This is a genomic window from Bifidobacterium pullorum subsp. saeculare (assembly GCF_016899725.1).
Classification (GTDB): domain Bacteria; phylum Actinomycetota; class Actinomycetes; order Actinomycetales; family Bifidobacteriaceae; genus Bifidobacterium; species Bifidobacterium pullorum_C.
Map to the genome: position 1 here is coordinate 122,040 of NZ_JACLYU010000001.1, position 15,522 is coordinate 137,561.

Annotated in this window: 14 protein-coding genes and 1 riboswitch; of the genes, 12 read left to right on the top strand and 2 right to left on the bottom strand. The window is 70.9% G+C overall.

All coding sequences use genetic code 11. The features are described from left to right. The first annotated feature begins 444 nt into the window (after positions 1-444). The 6 genes from rpoZ to H7U32_RS00535 all read left to right on the top strand — a co-directional run bounded on the left by rpoZ (position 445) and on the right by H7U32_RS00535 (position 7,730). Complete coding sequence (rpoZ, locus tag H7U32_RS00510; protein ID WP_204467077.1) at positions 445-729, top strand: DNA-directed RNA polymerase subunit omega; 285 nt, start codon at positions 445-447, stop codon at positions 727-729. A 189-nt stretch (positions 730-918) separates the two neighbouring features. After that, positions 919-977: riboswitch (SAM riboswitch) on the top strand. Continuing rightward, positions 973-2,196, top strand: coding sequence for a methionine adenosyltransferase (gene metK, locus H7U32_RS00515; RefSeq protein ID WP_204467079.1), 1,224 nt, complete (start codon positions 973-975; stop codon positions 2,194-2,196). (Overlaps the previous riboswitch by 5 nt.) A 131-nt stretch (positions 2,197-2,327) precedes the next feature. After that, positions 2,328-3,623: a class I SAM-dependent methyltransferase gene (locus H7U32_RS00520; RefSeq protein WP_204467080.1), complete on the top strand. Its 1,296-nt coding sequence runs from the start codon at positions 2,328-2,330 to the stop codon at positions 3,621-3,623. 70 nt (positions 3,624-3,693) lie between these two features. Continuing rightward, positions 3,694-5,961: a primosomal protein N' gene (locus tag H7U32_RS00525; protein WP_204467082.1), complete on the top strand. Its 2,268-nt coding sequence runs from the start codon at positions 3,694-3,696 to the stop codon at positions 5,959-5,961. Between the two features lie 87 nt (positions 5,962-6,048). Further along, complete coding sequence (locus H7U32_RS00530) at positions 6,049-6,753, top strand: HAD family hydrolase (RefSeq protein ID WP_204467084.1); 705 nt, start codon at positions 6,049-6,051, stop codon at positions 6,751-6,753. Continuing rightward, positions 6,753-7,730, top strand: a complete 978-nt coding sequence (locus tag H7U32_RS00535) for a methionyl-tRNA formyltransferase (RefSeq protein ID WP_204467367.1) — start codon at positions 6,753-6,755, stop codon at positions 7,728-7,730. Before H7U32_RS00530 ends, H7U32_RS00535 begins: the two co-directional genes overlap by 1 nt. A gap of 16 nt (positions 7,731-7,746) precedes the next feature. On the opposite strand, the gene serB is transcribed toward H7U32_RS00535, so the two are convergent. Next, positions 7,747-8,466, bottom strand: coding sequence for a phosphoserine phosphatase SerB (gene serB, locus H7U32_RS00540; protein WP_204467086.1), 720 nt, complete (start codon positions 8,464-8,466; stop codon positions 7,747-7,749). Positions 8,467-8,504: 38 nt separating this feature from the next. Between serB and H7U32_RS00545 the strand changes: the two genes are divergently transcribed. Genes H7U32_RS00545 through pafA form a run of 6 tightly spaced genes read left to right on the top strand, consistent with a single transcriptional unit; the run spans position 8,505 to position 15,070 of the window. Next, positions 8,505-9,242, top strand: a complete 738-nt coding sequence (locus H7U32_RS00545) for a DedA family protein (protein WP_204467088.1) — start codon at positions 8,505-8,507, stop codon at positions 9,240-9,242. Then, on the top strand, positions 9,239-10,828 hold the full coding sequence (gene arc / locus H7U32_RS00550; RefSeq protein WP_204467089.1) for a proteasome ATPase: 1,590 nt from the start codon (positions 9,239-9,241) through the stop codon (positions 10,826-10,828). Before H7U32_RS00545 ends, arc begins: the two co-directional genes overlap by 4 nt. Then, positions 10,825-12,531 (top strand): depupylase/deamidase Dop, encoded by a 1,707-nt coding sequence (gene dop, locus H7U32_RS00555; protein ID WP_204467091.1) that lies wholly within the window; start codon positions 10,825-10,827, stop codon positions 12,529-12,531. Before arc ends, dop begins: the two co-directional genes overlap by 4 nt. Positions 12,532-12,578: 47 nt before the next feature. Then, positions 12,579-13,424 carry an inositol monophosphatase family protein gene (locus H7U32_RS00560; RefSeq protein WP_204467369.1) on the top strand — a complete coding sequence of 282 codons (846 nt, stop codon included), beginning with the start codon at positions 12,579-12,581 and terminating at the stop codon, positions 13,422-13,424. A gap of 3 nt (positions 13,425-13,427) precedes the next feature. Further along, positions 13,428-13,631: a ubiquitin-like protein Pup gene (locus H7U32_RS00565; protein ID WP_204467093.1), complete on the top strand. Its 204-nt coding sequence runs from the start codon at positions 13,428-13,430 to the stop codon at positions 13,629-13,631. Continuing rightward, positions 13,631-15,070, top strand: a complete 1,440-nt coding sequence (gene pafA, locus H7U32_RS00570; protein ID WP_204467094.1) for a Pup--protein ligase — start codon at positions 13,631-13,633, stop codon at positions 15,068-15,070. Before H7U32_RS00565 ends, pafA begins: the two co-directional genes overlap by 1 nt. 86 nt (positions 15,071-15,156) lie before the next feature. Here the strand turns inward: pafA and H7U32_RS00575 are convergent, their stop codons facing one another. Beyond that, positions 15,157-15,438, bottom strand: coding sequence for an HU family DNA-binding protein (locus tag H7U32_RS00575; protein ID WP_204467096.1), 282 nt, complete (start codon positions 15,436-15,438; stop codon positions 15,157-15,159). Between the last annotated feature and the right edge of the window lie 84 nt (positions 15,439-15,522).

A 15,522-nucleotide genomic window follows, 5' to 3' on the forward strand; every position in this document is an offset into this window, starting at 1 on the left:
CGAAAGCGTCGAACATGTCCAGCTTCTCATGGATATTCAATCATTGAGATTGATATGGCAGTAGTGACTTTGGATGGTTCTATTATCATACCATTTCTGATTAAATATACACCAATAATTTGTCTTGCGTTTAAAAATGGTATATGAGCTTTTTGGCCCAGTTTGGATACAACTTTGGGATAGGTATTTCATTTGCATGCTGGGGCATATGCTGTATACATAGATGTATCAAACTCAGTTTTAAGTTAACTTGACGGGAATATGGAAATGTGTATATGCTGCCAAAAGATAATTTGAGTGAACGCGGGCGTTAGAACAGGGATGCAGCAGTTCATGTGTAAAGCGTGCGCAAGGTGTAAAGCCTGAGCATGTCGAGAGTCGTCAAGGCAACACACTATACTGTACACGGATTAGCAGTTTTCATGTTGTTGGGAGATGCACATCATGGCATTTGGCACCGAGCCCCATCCGACCGGCCTTGCGAACCCGTCGATCGACGACCTGATGGAGCACGCCGACTCCAAGTACGCGCTGGCCATCTTCGCCGCCAAGCGCGCCCGTCAGATCAACTCCTACTTCACCCAGCTCAACGAGGGCCTGCTGCAGAACGTGGGCCCGCTGGTCGACTACCAGAACCAGGAGAAGCCGCTGTCCATCGCCTTCCGCGAGATCGACGCCGGCCTGCTGGAGGAGACCCTCGGCGAGGACGACCTGACCGAGGGCAACTGAGCCCGACCGCCGGCGAACCGCCGCGCCCCTGTTGCCGATGGGCATGCGGGGGACTAGAACAGAGCGCAGGGGATACCAGGATGTGAAGGCCCGTGCCTGACCATGTGGGCAGGCACGGGCCTTTCGCATGACGTCCGCCGCGCGGCCCGAGGCGGCCGCCGGCGGCAGCCCCGCCATAGAACCGAACACCGTATCATTGTGCCTCGCCTGGGCGCGGGGCGATAAGTCCGAAAGAGGGATGATATGAGCACCACAGAGCGCAGGCTGATCTCGGCCGAATCAGTGACCGAAGGCCACCCGGACAAGGTCTGCGACCAGATCTCCGACGCGATCCTCGACGACCTGCTGGCCCAGGACCCGTCCTCGCACGTGGCCGTCGAGACCTCCGCCGCCACCGGCGTGTTCCTCGTCTTCGGCGAGGTGACCTCCAGCGGCTACGTGGACGTGCAGACCAAGGTGCGCGAGACGCTGCGCCGCATCGGCTACACCAGCTCCGAGGTGGGGCTGGACGCCGACTCCTGCGGCGTGATCGTGGCGATCACCGAGCAGAGCGCCGAGATCAACCAGGGCGTCTCCCGCCTGACGGGGGAGCGGGAGACCGCCGCCAGCCGCGAGGAACGCTACGAGGCGCAGGGCGCCGGCGACCAGGGCGTCATGTTCGGCTACGCCACCGATGAGACGGCGGCGTACATGCCGCTGCCGATCCATCTGGCGCACAAGCTGGCGTACCGCCTGGCCCAGGTGCGCAAAAGCGGCGAGGTGGCCCATCTGCGCCCGGACGGCAAGACCCAGGTGACCGTCGAATACGACGACGCCGGCCACCCCGTGCGCATCGACACGGTGCTCATCTCCACCCAGCACGACCCCGAGGCCACGCAGGCCTGGCTCAAGGCCGAGCTCAAGGAGCACGTCATCGACCCGGTGCTCGACGAGGTGCTCGGCGACGCGGTGCGCCACGACGACTACCGTCAGCTGGTCAACCCGACCGGCTCCTTCGTGCTCGGCGGCCCGGCAGCGGACGCGGGCCTGACGGGCCGCAAGATCATCGTCGACACCTACGGCGGCGCCGCCCATCACGGCGGCGGCGCCTTCTCCGGCAAGGACCCGAGCAAGGTGGACCGTTCCGCCGCCTACGCGACCCGCTGGGTGGCCAAGAACATCGTGGCCGCCGGCCTGGCGCACCGCGTGGAGGTGCAGGTCGCGTACGCGATCGGCGTGGCCGACCCGGTGAGCGTGAATGTGGAGACCTTCGGCACTGAGATCGGCGTCACGCGCGAACAGATCGCCGCCGCCGTGCGCCAGGTGTTCGACCTGCGCCCCGCCGCGATCATCGACGAGCTCGACCTCAAGCGCCCGATCTACGAGAAGACCGCCGCCTACGGCCACTTCGGCCGCGATGACGCCGACTTCCCGTGGGAACGCCTGGACAAGGTCGAGGCGCTCAAGGCCGCCGTCGCCGGTGCCTGAGCCACGGCGCCGGGCCCCGCGCGGACCGGCATGCGGACATGCCCCGGGACTCCTGCCCGGGGCATGTCCGTATAATGGGACGCTGACATCGGGGATGAGACGCCCCGTCCGGCACAGCGAGGGGAAAGGCAATGGCAGCAATGACCGTGGGCGACATGATCGCCCTGTTCCTGAAGGATGACGCGCCGATCCGCATCGACGCCTTCGACGGCTCGTCGTTCGGCCGCGAGGACGCGCCGCTGCATCTGACGGTCAACAATTCACGCGCCGTGTACTACATGGTGGACCATCCCGGCGAGCTCGGCCTCGCCCGCGCCTACCTGCAGGGCGACATCGGCTCTCCCGAGCTCGTGCCCGGCGACCCCTACGAGGTGTTCAAGAAGCTCACCGCGATCAAGGGCTACACGCGCAAGCCGAACCCGGCCGGCCTGGCCCGTGCGCTGGCCACGGTCGCCTCGCATGGCATCCGCCATCCCGAACCGCCGAGCATCGAGGGCCCGGGCCGGCTGCGCCGCCTCACCGAGGGCCTGGTGCCACACTCCAAGGCCGGCGACGCCGCCACCGTCAGCTACCACTACGACCAGTCGAACGACTTCTACCGCCTGTTCCTGGGCCCCTCCATGACCTACACCTGCGCCGTGTTCGACTCCCCGGACGACACCCTCGAGCAGGCGCAGCAGCGCAAGCTCGACCTCGTGCTCGACAAGCTCAACCTCAAGCCCGGCGACCGGCTGCTCGACATCGGCTGCGGCTGGGGTTCCATGGAGATCGAGGCCGCCAAGCGCGGCATCCACGTGCTCGGCGTCACCCTGGCCGACGAGCAGGTGGCCTGGGGCCAGGAGTGGATCGAACGCGAAGGCCTGCAGGACCTGGCGGAGATCCGCCTCATGGACTACCGCGACGTGCCCGAGGGCGACTTCGATGGCATCTGCTCGCTGGGCATGATGGAGCATGTGGGCGTCAAGCACTACCCGGCCTACTTCCAGGAGATCTACGACAAGCTCAAGCCCGAGGGCATGCTGCTCAACCATCAGATCACGCGCACGAACTCCTACGTGGGCAAGTCCGCCGGTCCGTTCATCGACCGCTACATCTTCCCCGACGGCGAGCTCGCCTCCCCGGGCGAGATCGAGACGAAGATCCAGAACACCGGCTTCGAGGTCATCCACGAGGAGAACCTGCGCCAGCACTACGCCCTGACCCTGCACCACTGGAACGCGAACCTGGCGGCCCACTGGCAGGAGGCCACGGACATGGTCGGCGAGCCCAAGGCCCGCCTGTGGGGCCTGTACATGGCCGGTTCGGCGCTCAACTTCGAACTCAACACCATCCAGATCCACCAGTACCTGTGCGTCAAGCCGCCGGAGGGCCACGGCGCCTCCTATCCGCTGCGCCCCTGGTGGACCACGGACCGCTCGGCCCGGTAGGCGCACGCCCCGGGGCACACGCGCACGGTAAAAAAATACCGTGCGCGCAAGCGTGCCGTACCCTTGAACCATGAGCACGCATCTGGACGCCGAGCAGCCGGCGCTCGAGGGCCTCGCCCCCCGCAGGCGCCGCAAACGCGCGCCGGCCGAGCGCATCCCGGCGGAGCGCGACCCCATCGCGCGCGTCGTACTCGACGTGCAGACCACCCATCTGGGCCAGACCTTCGACTACCTCGTCGACGAGCGGCAATCCGCGGCCGCCGTGCCCGGCGCCTTCGTACGCGTCCGATTCGGCGGACGGCGCGTCAGCGGCGTCATCTGGGAGCGCGCCGCCACCAGCGCCACCGCCGCCTCCGCCCTGCGCTACCTGGAGCGCGTGATCACCACCGACGTCACCGTGCCCGCCGCCCTGCGCGACGACATCACCGCCATCGCCGACGCCTACGGCGGCACCCGCGCCAACATCCTGCGCCTCGCAGTGCCGCCGCGCGTCGCCAAGGTCGAGGCCGAGCAGCGCCTCGCCGCCAGCTTCCGCCGCGAGACCGCCGGCACGGCGGACGACGGTCCGCTGGCCGACCGTCTGGCGGCCCGGGGCGCCACGCTCCTCGCCTCCTACGGCGGCGCCGGCGGCGGCCTCGCCGCCATCCGGGACGCCCTCGGCCGCTCCGGATTCTCGGCCTTCGTACTCGACCCATTGCCCGGCGTGGGGGAGAAGTCCCGCCTGCTGGCCTGGATGGCCGCCTCCGCGCTCGCGGCCGACCGCCCCGCCGTCGTGGTGCTGCCCGGAACGAAGGAGACCGAGGACCTGCTCGCCGCGCTCGTCGCCCTGGGCCTGAAACCCTTCGCCCCCACCCCCTCCGGCGCCTGGGCCGGCGATGTGGCCGTGCTCAACGCCGCCCTGCCGCCCGCCGACCGCTACCGCGCCTGGATGGCCGTGGCCCAGGGCCAGGTGCGCTGCGTCATCGGCTCGCGCGCCGCGATGTACGCGCCCGTCGCCGACGGCGGCGGCCTGTTCGCGATCATGGACGACACCGCCTACCAGCAGGCCGACGGCATGATGCCCTACGCGCAGGCGCGCGGCGTGCTGCGGCTGCGAGCCAGGCTGCACGGCGGGGTGTTCGTCGCGCTCGCCGACGCGCGCAGCCCCATCAGCCAATGGGAGGCCGCCGGCGGGCCCGGCGGCGCGCGCGACGTCATCGAAACCGGCGTCGGCGGGCCGGCCCACGCCATCAGCCCGCTGGCCACCGTGGCCAAGGACCGCACCCCCTGGATCCGCTGGCTCAACCGCGAGGAGCTCACCCGCCTCGCCGACCCCTCTATCGGCGCACGCGTACCCCACACCGCCGTCGCCAACGTGCGGCGCGCCCTGGACGCCGGTCCCGTCCTCTTCTCCATCCCCTCCGACGGCGTGAGCCAGGCGCTGGGCTGCGCCTCCTGCCTGAAGCAGGCCCGCTGCCCCCGGTGCACCGGCCCGCTCGGCCTCGACCCCGGCTCGCACACGCCCCGATGCCGGTGGTGCAACGCCGCGGCCACGGACTGGTCCTGCCCCCAATGCCACGGCACGCGGCTGCGGCTGGTGCGCGTCGGCGCGGCCGGCACCGCCCAGGAGCTGCAGGGCCTGTTCCGCGGCGTGACGATGCTGCTGTCCAGCCCCAGCCAGCCGCACGGGCCCATCGCGCGCATCGAGGCCCGGCCACTCATCGTCATCGCCACACCCGGCGCCGAACCTCGCGTGCTCAACCCGGACGGCACGATGGGCGAATACGCCGCCGTCGCCGTGCTCGACGCCTGGACCAGCCTGTACAAGCCCGGCGTGGACGCGCGCGTGGACACGCTCAACGACTGGATGCGCGCCGTTGCGATGTGCGCGCCGCGCTCCCGCGGCGGCCAGGCGCTGCTCATCGGCGAAACCGACCCGGCGCTCGCCCGTTCGCTCATGCTCTGGGACTCCACCCAGCTCGCCGCCCAGGAGGTGGCCGAACGCGTCGAGACTGGGCTGCCTCCCGCGATCACCGCCGCCTGCGTGTGGGGGCGGCGCGACGCGGTGCTCGGCGCGCTGCGCCGCATCGGCGCCCTCGACGGCGACCTCGCCGCCTGCCCGCTGCCCGGCGGCGGCGAACTGCCCGGCATGCTCGGACCGGTGCCGATCCCCCAGCCGCGCACCGTGGACGCGCGCGAGCTGGAAGGCACCGCCGACCGGGTCAAGGCCGTCGTGCGCGTGCCCGCGGGGCGGCGCGGCGAGCTCGCCACGCGCCTGCGCACCGCGGTGGCGCGGCATGTGGCCAACCGCGAGACCGGCGAGCTGCGCTTTCAGATCGACCCCAAGGACCTCATCTAGCCGCGGGCGGGCCAGCCCGATTGTAAGATGGCGTCCGTCACCGGGCCGCAGGGGTCCGGCGGCTCGTCCCAACGAACGGAGGATGCGATGAAAGGCTGGCCGGGCGAACCGGACATGGACTACGACGTGATGGTGGCCGACGGCGCGGCCGCCGCCAACGCGGGCAAGCCGATCGACGACGTGATCTTCGACTTCGGCAACGTGCTCATCTACTGGGATCCGGCGGCCGTGCTCGTGCCCCGCTACCGGCAGGAGACCATCGACCGCTTCCTCGACAACGACATCTCCGGCTTCTACGACGCCAACGACATGATGGACGGCGGCGCCACCCCCGAGGAGGCCATCGCCTGGATGCGCGGGCACGCCGGCGACGAATGGGCCGACATCCTCGCGTACTACGTGGAGAACTTCCGCGACTCCCTGACCGGCATCGTGCCCGGCGCCCGCGTGCTCGTCAACGACCTGCGCGCGGCCGGCATCGGCGTGTGGGGCCTGAGCAACTGGGAGGCCTCGCTGTTCCACGTGGCCGAGGAACAGTGCGATATCCTCGAATCGCTCGACGGCCGGCTCGTCTCCGGCTTCGTCAAGATGCGCAAACCCCACCGGGACATCTACCAGGCCGCGCTCGAACGCTTCGGCATCGACGCCGCCGGAGCCGTGTTCATCGACGACAAGGCGATGAACATCGTCGGCGCCAACCAGGCCGGCATCCGCGGCATCCGCTTCCAGGACCCGGCGAAGCTGCGCGCGCTGCTCATCGCCAACGGCGTGGACATCCCGGCGGTGCGATGATGGCGCTGCGACTGCTGTTCGCCGGCACCCCCGAGGTGGCCGTGCCCTCGCTCAAGGCCTTCGCCGCCGACCCCCGCTTCGAGGTGGCCGCCGTGCTCACCCGCCCCGACGCGCCCACCGGCCGCGGCCGCCGGCTCATGCCCAGCCCCGTCAAGGCCGCCGCCCTCGACCTGGGGTTTGACGTGATCGACGCCAAGCCACGCGACCCCGGCTTCCTCGACCGTCTGGCGGCCGTCGGCGTGGACATCGCCGCCGTCATCGCCTACGGCAGCATCCTGCCCGTGCCGGTGCTCGACGCGGTGCCGCTGGGCTGGTACAACCTGCACTTCTCCAACCTGCCGCGCTGGCGCGGCGCCGCCCCCGTCCAACGCGCGATCTGGGCCGGCGACGTGACCTGTGGCGCCGACGTGTTCAAAGTGGGGGAGGGACTGGACGACGGGCCCATCGTCGCCTCGATGACCGTGGCGCTCACCGGCACGGAGACCTCCGGCGAGCTGCTCGCCCGACTGGCCGAGGAAGGCGCGCCGATGTATGTGGACGCGCTCGCCGCCGTCGGCGCCGGCACCGCCACGCTCACGCCCCAGAAGGGCGAGGGCGCCGTGTACGCGCACAAGATCACCACCGACGACGCGCATATCCGCTTCACGGACGACGTGGCCGCCGTCGACCGCCAGATCCGCGCCTGCACCCCCGCCCCCGGCGCCTGGGCCAGCCTCGACGACGGACGGCCCGCGGACGCGGATGCGCGGCCGCAGACGCTGCACATCCTCGCGGCCCGGCCGGCGGACACGGCCGCGCCGAACGTTCCGGCGGACCTGGCGCCCGGCCTGCTCGCCGTGGGCAAGCGCAACGTGTGGGCCGGCACCGCCACCGCGCCGCTGGAGCTGCTGGAGGTCAAGGCCCAGGGCAAGAAGGCCATGCGCGCCGCCGACTGGGCGCGCGGCGCCCGCCTGGCCGAAGGCGCTCGCCTGCGCTGAGTCGCGGGGCGGGCGCCTAGCGCAGGAAGTCGAGGACCAGCGTCAGGTCGCGCGTGTCGATGGCATGCGGCGCGGCGGCGCGGGTGGCGGGCTTGGCGCAGAATGCGATGCCCAGGCCCGCGGCCCGGATCATCGGGATGTCGTTGGCGCCGTCGCCCACCGCGACGGTGCGCTCCATCGGCACGCCGTCGAGCCGCGCCCATGCGCGCAGGCTGGCAAGCTTCGTCTCCTTCGTGACGATCGGCCCCTCGACGCGGCCGGTCAGCCGGCCGTCGCGCACCTCGAGCCGGTTGGCGACCACATGGTCGATGCCGGTTTCGGCCACCAGCTGGTCCACGACCTCGTGGAAGCCGCCCGAGACCACGCCCACCGTCCAGCCGTGCGCGTGCAGCGTGCGGATGAGCTCCAACGCGCCGCGGGTGATATGGATCCGCTGCTGCACCTGGGCGAACACCGAGGTCGGCAGCCCCTCCAACAGCCGGACGCGGGCGCGCAACGCCTCGGCGAAATCCAATTCGCCGCGCATCGCCCGTTCGGTCACCTCGGCGATGCGCGCGCCGCAGCCGGCGGCCGCGCCCAGCTCGTCGATGACCTCCTCGTCGATCAGCGTCGAATCGACGTCCATCACCAGCAGCCCCGGCCTCGCCAGGGACGGCCTGGACGCCCGGGGAGCCTCCGCCACTGCGGGCACGGGGGCGCCGGGGTTGTCAAGGATGTGCACACGTTCGTCGGCCATGCCTTTGATTGTGGGAAATCGTTGGGACAATGGCCCCTATGTCTTTCCCGATCGCATTGCCCGACGTCCTCGGCCACGCCGCCGTCCTCGCCGCCGACGCGGCCCCCGTGTGCTCCACCGGCGAAACCGGCCTCATCGGAGCCATCACCGACTGGCTCGTCCACCTCATGGAGGCGGTCGGCGGCGTGGGCGTCGCCCTGGCCATCGCCCTGGAATCGATCTTCCCGCCCATCCCCAGCGAGGTCATCCTGCCATTGGCCGGCTTCACCGCCGCCCGCGGCAGCCTGGGGCTGGCGGAGGCGATCGTCTTCGCCACCGTGGGCTCCGTGCTCGGCGCGTGGGCGCTGTACGGCATCGCCCGTTGGGTAGGCCTGCACCGCATCAACAAGGCCGCCGACCGCATCCCCGGCGTCAGCCGCAAGGACGTGGGCAAGGCCAACGACTGGTTCACCCGCTACGGCACCTGGTCCGTGCTCATCGGCCGTGTGATCCCCGTGGTCCGCTCTCTGATCTCCATCCCCGCCGGCTTCAACCGCATGGGCTTCGCCCGCTTCACCGGCTGGACGCTGCTCGGCTCGGCCGTCTGGAACACCGCGCTCGTCACCGCCGGCTACCTGCTCGGCGACCAATGGTGCTCCATCCTCGGCGCGCTCGGCGTGTTCGAGGACGTGGTCATCGCCGTCTTCATCCTGGTCATCGCCGTGCTCGTCGGCCGCGCGGTCCGTAAGGTGATGGTGGAACGCAAGGCGACGAAGGGACCCGAGGAGGACGCATGAGCGACGAAGGCGCGCAGGACCTGGCGGCCCTGGCCGACCGCCTGCAGGCCAGGAACCACGCGCTGGCGCAGGCGCTGAACCGCGCCGGCAAGGAGCTGGCCAAGGCCAAGGCCCAGCTGGCCCAGCAGACCCAGCCGCCGCTGAGCTTCGCGACGATGGTGCGCGTCGACCGCTGCTCCACCGACGACCAGGGCGTGCGCCACGCCAGCGCCGAGGTCATCGCCGGCACCCGCCGCCTCGTCGTGCCCGTCGCCGCCTCGCTCGACCCCGCCCGCCTCGCGGCCGGCGACACCGTGATGCTCAACGACGCGATGGTGCTCGTCGAAGGCCGCGGCCCGGACACGGCCGGCCCCGTGCGCACCGTGCGCCAGGACCTGGGCGACGGCCGGCTCATCGTCGTTGACGCCGGCGACAACCCCACGCTGGTGCGCCGCGCCGGCGCGCTCGCCGGCGCGGCACCCTCCCGCGGCGACCGTGTGACCGTCGACCCTTCCGGCCGGCTCGCGTTGGAGGCGCTGCCCGGCGAGGACGACGCCGACCTCGTGCTCGAGGAGACCCCCGACGTCACCTTCGCCGACATCGGCGGCCTCGACGCCGAGATCGGCCGCATCAAGGACGCCGTGGAACTGCCGTTCCTGCACCGCGACCTCTTCGAGCGCTACGGCCTGGCCGCCCCCAAGGGCGTGCTGCTGTACGGCCCGCCCGGCAACGGCAAGACGCTCATCGCCAAGGCCGTCGCCCATGCGCTCGCCGCCGGCGGCGCCGGGGCCGGCGCGGGCGTGTTCCTGTCGGTCAAAGGCCCCGAGCTGCTCAACAAGTTCGTCGGCGAATCGGAGCGCCTTGTGCGCCAGATCTTCCAACGGGCCCGCGAACGCGCCGCGGACGGCCGCCCGGTCATCGTGTTCATCGACGAGATGGACTCCCTGCTTCGCACCCGCGGCTCCGGCGTCTCCTCCGACGTGGAGACCACGATCGTGCCGCAGTTCCTCGCCGAACTCGACGGCGTCGAACGGCTCGACAACGTCATCGTGATCGGCGCCTCGAACCGCGTGGACATGATCGACCCCGCCGTGCTGCGCCCCGGCCGCCTCGACGTGAAGATCCGCATCGACCGGCCCGATCCGGCCGGCGCCACCGCCATCGTGCGCCACTACCTGACCGACGACCTGCCGCTGGAGCGGGGACTGGACGCGGACGCGCTCGCCGCCGTGCTCGTGCGCGATGTGTTCGCCCGCACGCCGGCACGGCGCCTCGCCGAGACGCGCGACGGCCACGGCCGCTGGCAGCCGCTGTACCTGGCGGACGTCGTCTCCGGCGCGATGCTGCGCAACATCGTCGACCGCGCCAAAACCGGCGCGGTCAAGGCCTCCATCGCCTCCGGCGCGTTCGTGGCGATCGGGGTGGACCTGCTCGCCGCCGCCGTCGGCGAGGAGACGCGCGAAACCCGCGACGCCGTGCTCGACGCCGACCTGGAGCAGTGGGCGCGCGTCAACGGCATGGACCCCGGGTGCCTCACCGCCATCCGCCCCGCCGCGGACGAGAGCCCCGCCGTGCGCGAGCTCATGGACCAGGAGGCCATCCGATGAGCGTCAAGCGTCCGATGGGCACCGAAACCGAATACGCTGTCTCCTCGCCCGGCGACCCGCACGCCCAGCCCGTGCGACTGAGCTTCGAGGTCGTCAAAGCCGCCGCCGACCCCGCCCGCGCGCATATCCGCTGGGATTACCGCCAGGAGGATCCGGTCAACGACATGCGTGGCACCCGCCTCGACCGCGCCGCCGCCCGGCCGGACATGCTCACCGACGCCCCCCAGCTCGACATCGCCAACGTCATCGCCCCCAACGGCGGCCGCATCTACGTGGACCACGCCCACCCCGAGTACTCGGCGCCCGAAACCCTCGACCCCTTCGACGCGGTGGCCTACGACCACGCCGGCGACCTGCTCATGCGCCAGGCCGCAGGGCGGGCGGCCACCGCAGCCGGCCGGCCCGTTGCGCTGCACCGCAACAACGTGGACGGCAAAGGCGCCAGCTGGGGCACGCATGAGAACTACACGATGGCGCGCGCCGTGCCGTTCGGCCACGTGGCCGCGCTGATGACCGCACATTTCGTCACCCGCCAGACCTGGGCCGGCTCCGGACGCGTGGGACTGGGGGAGCGCAGCGAGTCGGCCGGCTACCAGCTGAGCCAGCGGGCCGACTACATCCACTCCCGGATCGGCCTGCAGACCACCTTCGACCGTCCGATCGTCAACACCCGCGACGAACCCCACGCCCCCGCGGACCGGCGCCGTCTGCACGTCATCGTCGGCGACGCCAACCGCATGGACGTCCCCCAGGCGCTCAAGCTCGGCACCACGAGCATGCTGCTGTGGCTGCTCGAACACGCCGACGAGGCGGGCGTCGATCTGGCGGGACTGCTCGCGCGGCTCGCCCTCGCCGACCCGGTGGACGCCATGCACACCGTCTCCCACGACTTGACGCTCGCCGCCCCGCTGGCGGTGGAGGACGGCGCCTCGGTCACCGCCTGGCAGACGCAGGTGCTGCTGCGCGCCGCCGTCTACCAGGCCGGCGCGGCCATCCACGGCACCGACACCCGCGGCGAGCCGCTGTGGCCCGACCGTCCCACGCGCAACATCATGGCGATGTGGGGGCAGGCGCTCGCGGACGTGGCCGCCGTGCGCCACGCCTCCGACGACGAACGCCTCACGATGGCGGGCCCGGCCTCCCGCCTCGAATGGCTGCTTAAATGGCAGCTGCTCGAACGCCTGCGCCGCAAAACCGGCTGCGGCTGGGACGACGCGCGCCTGCGCGCCCTCGACCTGCGTTGGGCGGCGCTCGACCCCGCGGCCAGCGTGTTCGACCGCGTCGCCGGACACGCCGAGCGTCTGACGGACGCCGCGGCGCTGGCCCATGCCGCGGCCGAACCGCCCGAGGACACGCGCGCCTGGCTGCGCGCGAAGGCGGTGCGCCGCTGGCCCGAGGCCATCGTGGCCGCCAGCTGGACCCATCTGACCGTGCGCGTGCATCCGGCCGACGCCGAGGCGCCGGCCGGAAGCGGACTCGCCGACGTCTACGGCAACGCGAGCCGCGCCGCCAGCCGGCCCGGCGACCTGTTCACCCTGGCGATGGCCGAGCCGGACAGCTACGGGAAGGACGCCTGCGAGGCGGCCGCCCCCGGCATCGGCGCGGCATTGGACGCGGATCCGGCCGCCCCCGGTGCGCGCACCCCCGCCGACTGGCTGGCGGCCATTGCCTCCGGCACCCGCCGCACGACGGTAGAATCGTGAATCGATCGATGAAGCATACCCCCCCCCAAGAGACGAGACGAATGCCCATGGAACTCCGTGACCTGACCAAACGCGTCGCCGAGGTCGCCCAGGCCGCCGGCGAGCACGCGCTGCACGACCAAGCCAACCCGCACGACCTGTCCACCCCGCGCGACCCCAACGACCACACCAAGTTCACCGCCGAAGTGGACGGCAAGCTCGTGCGGTACATCGAGACCAAGCTCGCCGCCATCGACCCCCTCGACGGCTGGTGGCGCGACCGGCCCGACCAGGTGGAGCCCGGCCAGCGCTTCTGGTGCGTGGGCACCATCGACGGCGCCATCAACTACATCCGCAACATGAGCGAGTGGACCGTCACCATCTCCATGTTCGAGGTGAACGAGGAACGCTCCGCCCGACCGATGATCGGCGTCGTGCGCGCGCCCGCCCTCGGCCTGACCTACATGGCCGCCCGCGACCGCGGCGCGATCCGCGTGCGCCGCACCCCCCTCGGCGAGAAAAGCGAGAACATCATGCCCTCGATCACCGACTCCCTCGACGGCGCGGTGATCAGCTACGGCATGTCGTACATCCCCGAGGAATCGAAGCATGCGCTCGAGGTGGTGGCAGCGCTCGCCGGACGCCCCTCCGACATCAAGCGCGTCGGCCCGGCCTCCCTCGACCTGTGCAAGGTGGCCGACGGCACCTACGACGCCTACTTCGAGCCGCATCTGCACGCCTGGGACGTGCCCGCCGTGTCCGCCGGCGGCCTGGTCCTGCGCGAGGCGCAGGGCTACTTCCGCCGGTGGAACGGCGACCATGTGCACTGGCGTTCCGAGAACGACGTCGTGGCCACGAACGGCCTGATCAACGACGACCTCATGCCCTATCTCAAGAACCATTGGAGGGACTGACCGATGCCACAGGAATCCATGCGCGCCGAGGCGGCCGGCGAACAGCGCCGCGAGCAGGAGACGCAGGCCGCCGGCTCCGGCGCCGCCCGCGAGCAGGCCGGCGAGCAGATCGACGTGCTCGACGCCGTGCTCGACGACATCGAGACGACGCTGGAGACCAACGCCGAGGAATACGTGAGCAGCTTCGTGCAGAAGGGCGGCGAGTGATGCCGCAGCTGCGCGACAGCGGCACCAGAGACCTGACGCACCGCGAACCCGTCCCGGCCGCCGAGCTGGACGGGTTCGCCCGTATCTTCGGCCTGGAGACCGAGTACGGCGTCTCCGTGACCGGCGCCGGCCGGCCCGTGGACGCCGGCCGCGTGGCGATGGAGATGTTCCGTCCGGTCGTCTCTAGGTCCCGTTCCACCAACGCCTACCTGCCCAACGGCTCCCGCCTGTACCTGGACGTCGGTTCGCACCCCGAGTACGCCACCGCCGAGGCGCGCGACCCGTCGACCGCGCTCGCCCAGGACCTCGCCGGGGAACGCATCATGGCCAGGCTCGCCCAGGGGGCGCAGGACCGCCTGCGCGGCGAACTGGGGGAGCGCGCCCGCATCCACGTGTTCAAGAACAACGCCGACAGCGCCGGCCACTCCTTCGGCTGCCACGAGAACTACCTGGTGCGGCGCATCGTGCCGCTGCCGCTCATCGAGGCGCAGCTGCTGCCGTTCCTGGTGACCCGCCAGCTCTACACCGGCGCCGGCCGCCTTGCCGACGGCGGCTACCAGATCACGCAGCGCGCCGACTTCCTCGACGAGGCCGTCTCCTCCGCCACCACCCGCGCCCGTCCGATGGTCAACACCCGCGACGAACCCCACGCCGACCCCGAGGCGTTCCGCCGGCTGCACGTCATCATCGGCGACTCCAACCGCTCCCAATGGGCCACCTGGATGAAGCTGGCCACCACGCATCTGGTGCTGTGTGCGATCGAGGACGCGGTGCGCCGCGACGTGCCATGCGGCGCCGAAGGCCTGGCCCTGGCCGATCCGGCCGCCGCGAACCGCGCGGTGAGCCGTTTCCTCGACGACCCTGCCGCGCCGCTGGCCCTGGCCGACGGCGGCGCGATGAGCGCGCTGGCCATGCAACGGCGCTACCTGGACCTGGCGGGCGCCTTTGCCGCCAGCCATCCCGAGGCCGTGCCCGCGGGTCCGGACGTGCTCGGCGAATGGTCGTGCGCGCTGGACGCCCTGGAATCCGGCGACTGGGATGTGCTGGCCGACCGGGTGGATTGGGCGGCCAAACGCCGCCTGCTCGCCGCCTACCGCCGCCGCCATCCGGAGGCATCGGACGCACGGCTCGAGGCGCTGGAACTCGACTACCATGACATCGCCAACGGCCGTGCCTACGCCGCGCTGCTCGCCCATGGCGGGATGCGACGGCTGGCCGACGGCGCCATCGCCGCGCAGGCCGTCCAGGATCCGCCGTCGGACACCCGCGCCGCCCTGCGCGGCGCCTTCGTGCGCCAGGCCACCCAGGCCGGGGCCCGTTTCTCCTGCGATTGGACGACGCTGCGGCTGCTCGAGCCGGTGGCGGCCGAGGCGACGTTGCTCGACCCGTTCTCCACGGCGGCGGACGGTGCCTATGCGCGGCTGATGCGCGCGCTGTGAGGCCCGGGACCTGCCCTGCGGATATGGAAAACCCCGACCGTCGATGGTCGGGGTTTTTCCTTATGCCTGGTGCAGACAACCAAGTCTCACTGGGTGACGGCCTTCTTGAGCAGAGAGCCGGCGGAGATGCGCACGCCGTAGGTGGCGGGGATCTCGATGGTCTCGCCGGTGCGCGGGTTGCGGCCCGTGCGGGCGGCGCGCTTGACACGCTCGGCGGAGAACAGGCCGGTCAGCTTCAGGCCCTCGCCGGACTGCATGGCCTCGACGAAGACATCCTGGAACGCGTTGACGGCGGCCTCGGCCTGAGCCTTGGTCAGGTTGGACTTCTGGGCGATCTTCGAAACGAGATCAGACTTGTTGTATGCCATAAAGCATCCTTCTTTATCTCGGGGGACAGTCAGACTCAATGCCCGTCCCTTGGTACATCACCGATGATAGCGCACAATGCCGGA

Excerpts from the sequence above, each read along its gene's own strand:
- rpoZ (WP_204467077.1), top strand. The coding sequence starts at position 445 with ATGGCATTTGGCACCGAGCCCCATCCGACCGGCCTTGCGAACCCGTCG.
- metK (WP_204467079.1), top strand. The coding sequence starts at position 973 with ATGAGCACCACAGAGCGCAGGCTGATCTCGGCCGAATCAGTGACCGAA.
- H7U32_RS00520 (WP_204467080.1), top strand. The coding sequence starts at position 2,328 with ATGGCAGCAATGACCGTGGGCGACATGATCGCCCTGTTCCTGAAGGAT.
- H7U32_RS00525 (WP_204467082.1), top strand. The coding sequence starts at position 3,694 with ATGAGCACGCATCTGGACGCCGAGCAGCCGGCGCTCGAGGGCCTCGCC.
- H7U32_RS00530 (WP_204467084.1), top strand. The coding sequence starts at position 6,049 with ATGAAAGGCTGGCCGGGCGAACCGGACATGGACTACGACGTGATGGTG.
- H7U32_RS00535 (WP_204467367.1), top strand. The coding sequence starts at position 6,753 with ATGGCGCTGCGACTGCTGTTCGCCGGCACCCCCGAGGTGGCCGTGCCC.
- serB (WP_204467086.1), bottom strand. The coding sequence starts at position 8,466 with ATGGCCGACGAACGTGTGCACATCCTTGACAACCCCGGCGCCCCCGTG.
- H7U32_RS00545 (WP_204467088.1), top strand. The coding sequence starts at position 8,505 with ATGTCTTTCCCGATCGCATTGCCCGACGTCCTCGGCCACGCCGCCGTC.
- arc (WP_204467089.1), top strand. The coding sequence starts at position 9,239 with ATGAGCGACGAAGGCGCGCAGGACCTGGCGGCCCTGGCCGACCGCCTG.
- dop (WP_204467091.1), top strand. The coding sequence starts at position 10,825 with ATGAGCGTCAAGCGTCCGATGGGCACCGAAACCGAATACGCTGTCTCC.
- H7U32_RS00560 (WP_204467369.1), top strand. The coding sequence starts at position 12,579 with ATGGAACTCCGTGACCTGACCAAACGCGTCGCCGAGGTCGCCCAGGCC.
- H7U32_RS00565 (WP_204467093.1), top strand. The coding sequence starts at position 13,428 with ATGCCACAGGAATCCATGCGCGCCGAGGCGGCCGGCGAACAGCGCCGC.
- pafA (WP_204467094.1), top strand. The coding sequence starts at position 13,631 with ATGCCGCAGCTGCGCGACAGCGGCACCAGAGACCTGACGCACCGCGAA.
- H7U32_RS00575 (WP_204467096.1), bottom strand. The coding sequence starts at position 15,438 with ATGGCATACAACAAGTCTGATCTCGTTTCGAAGATCGCCCAGAAGTCC.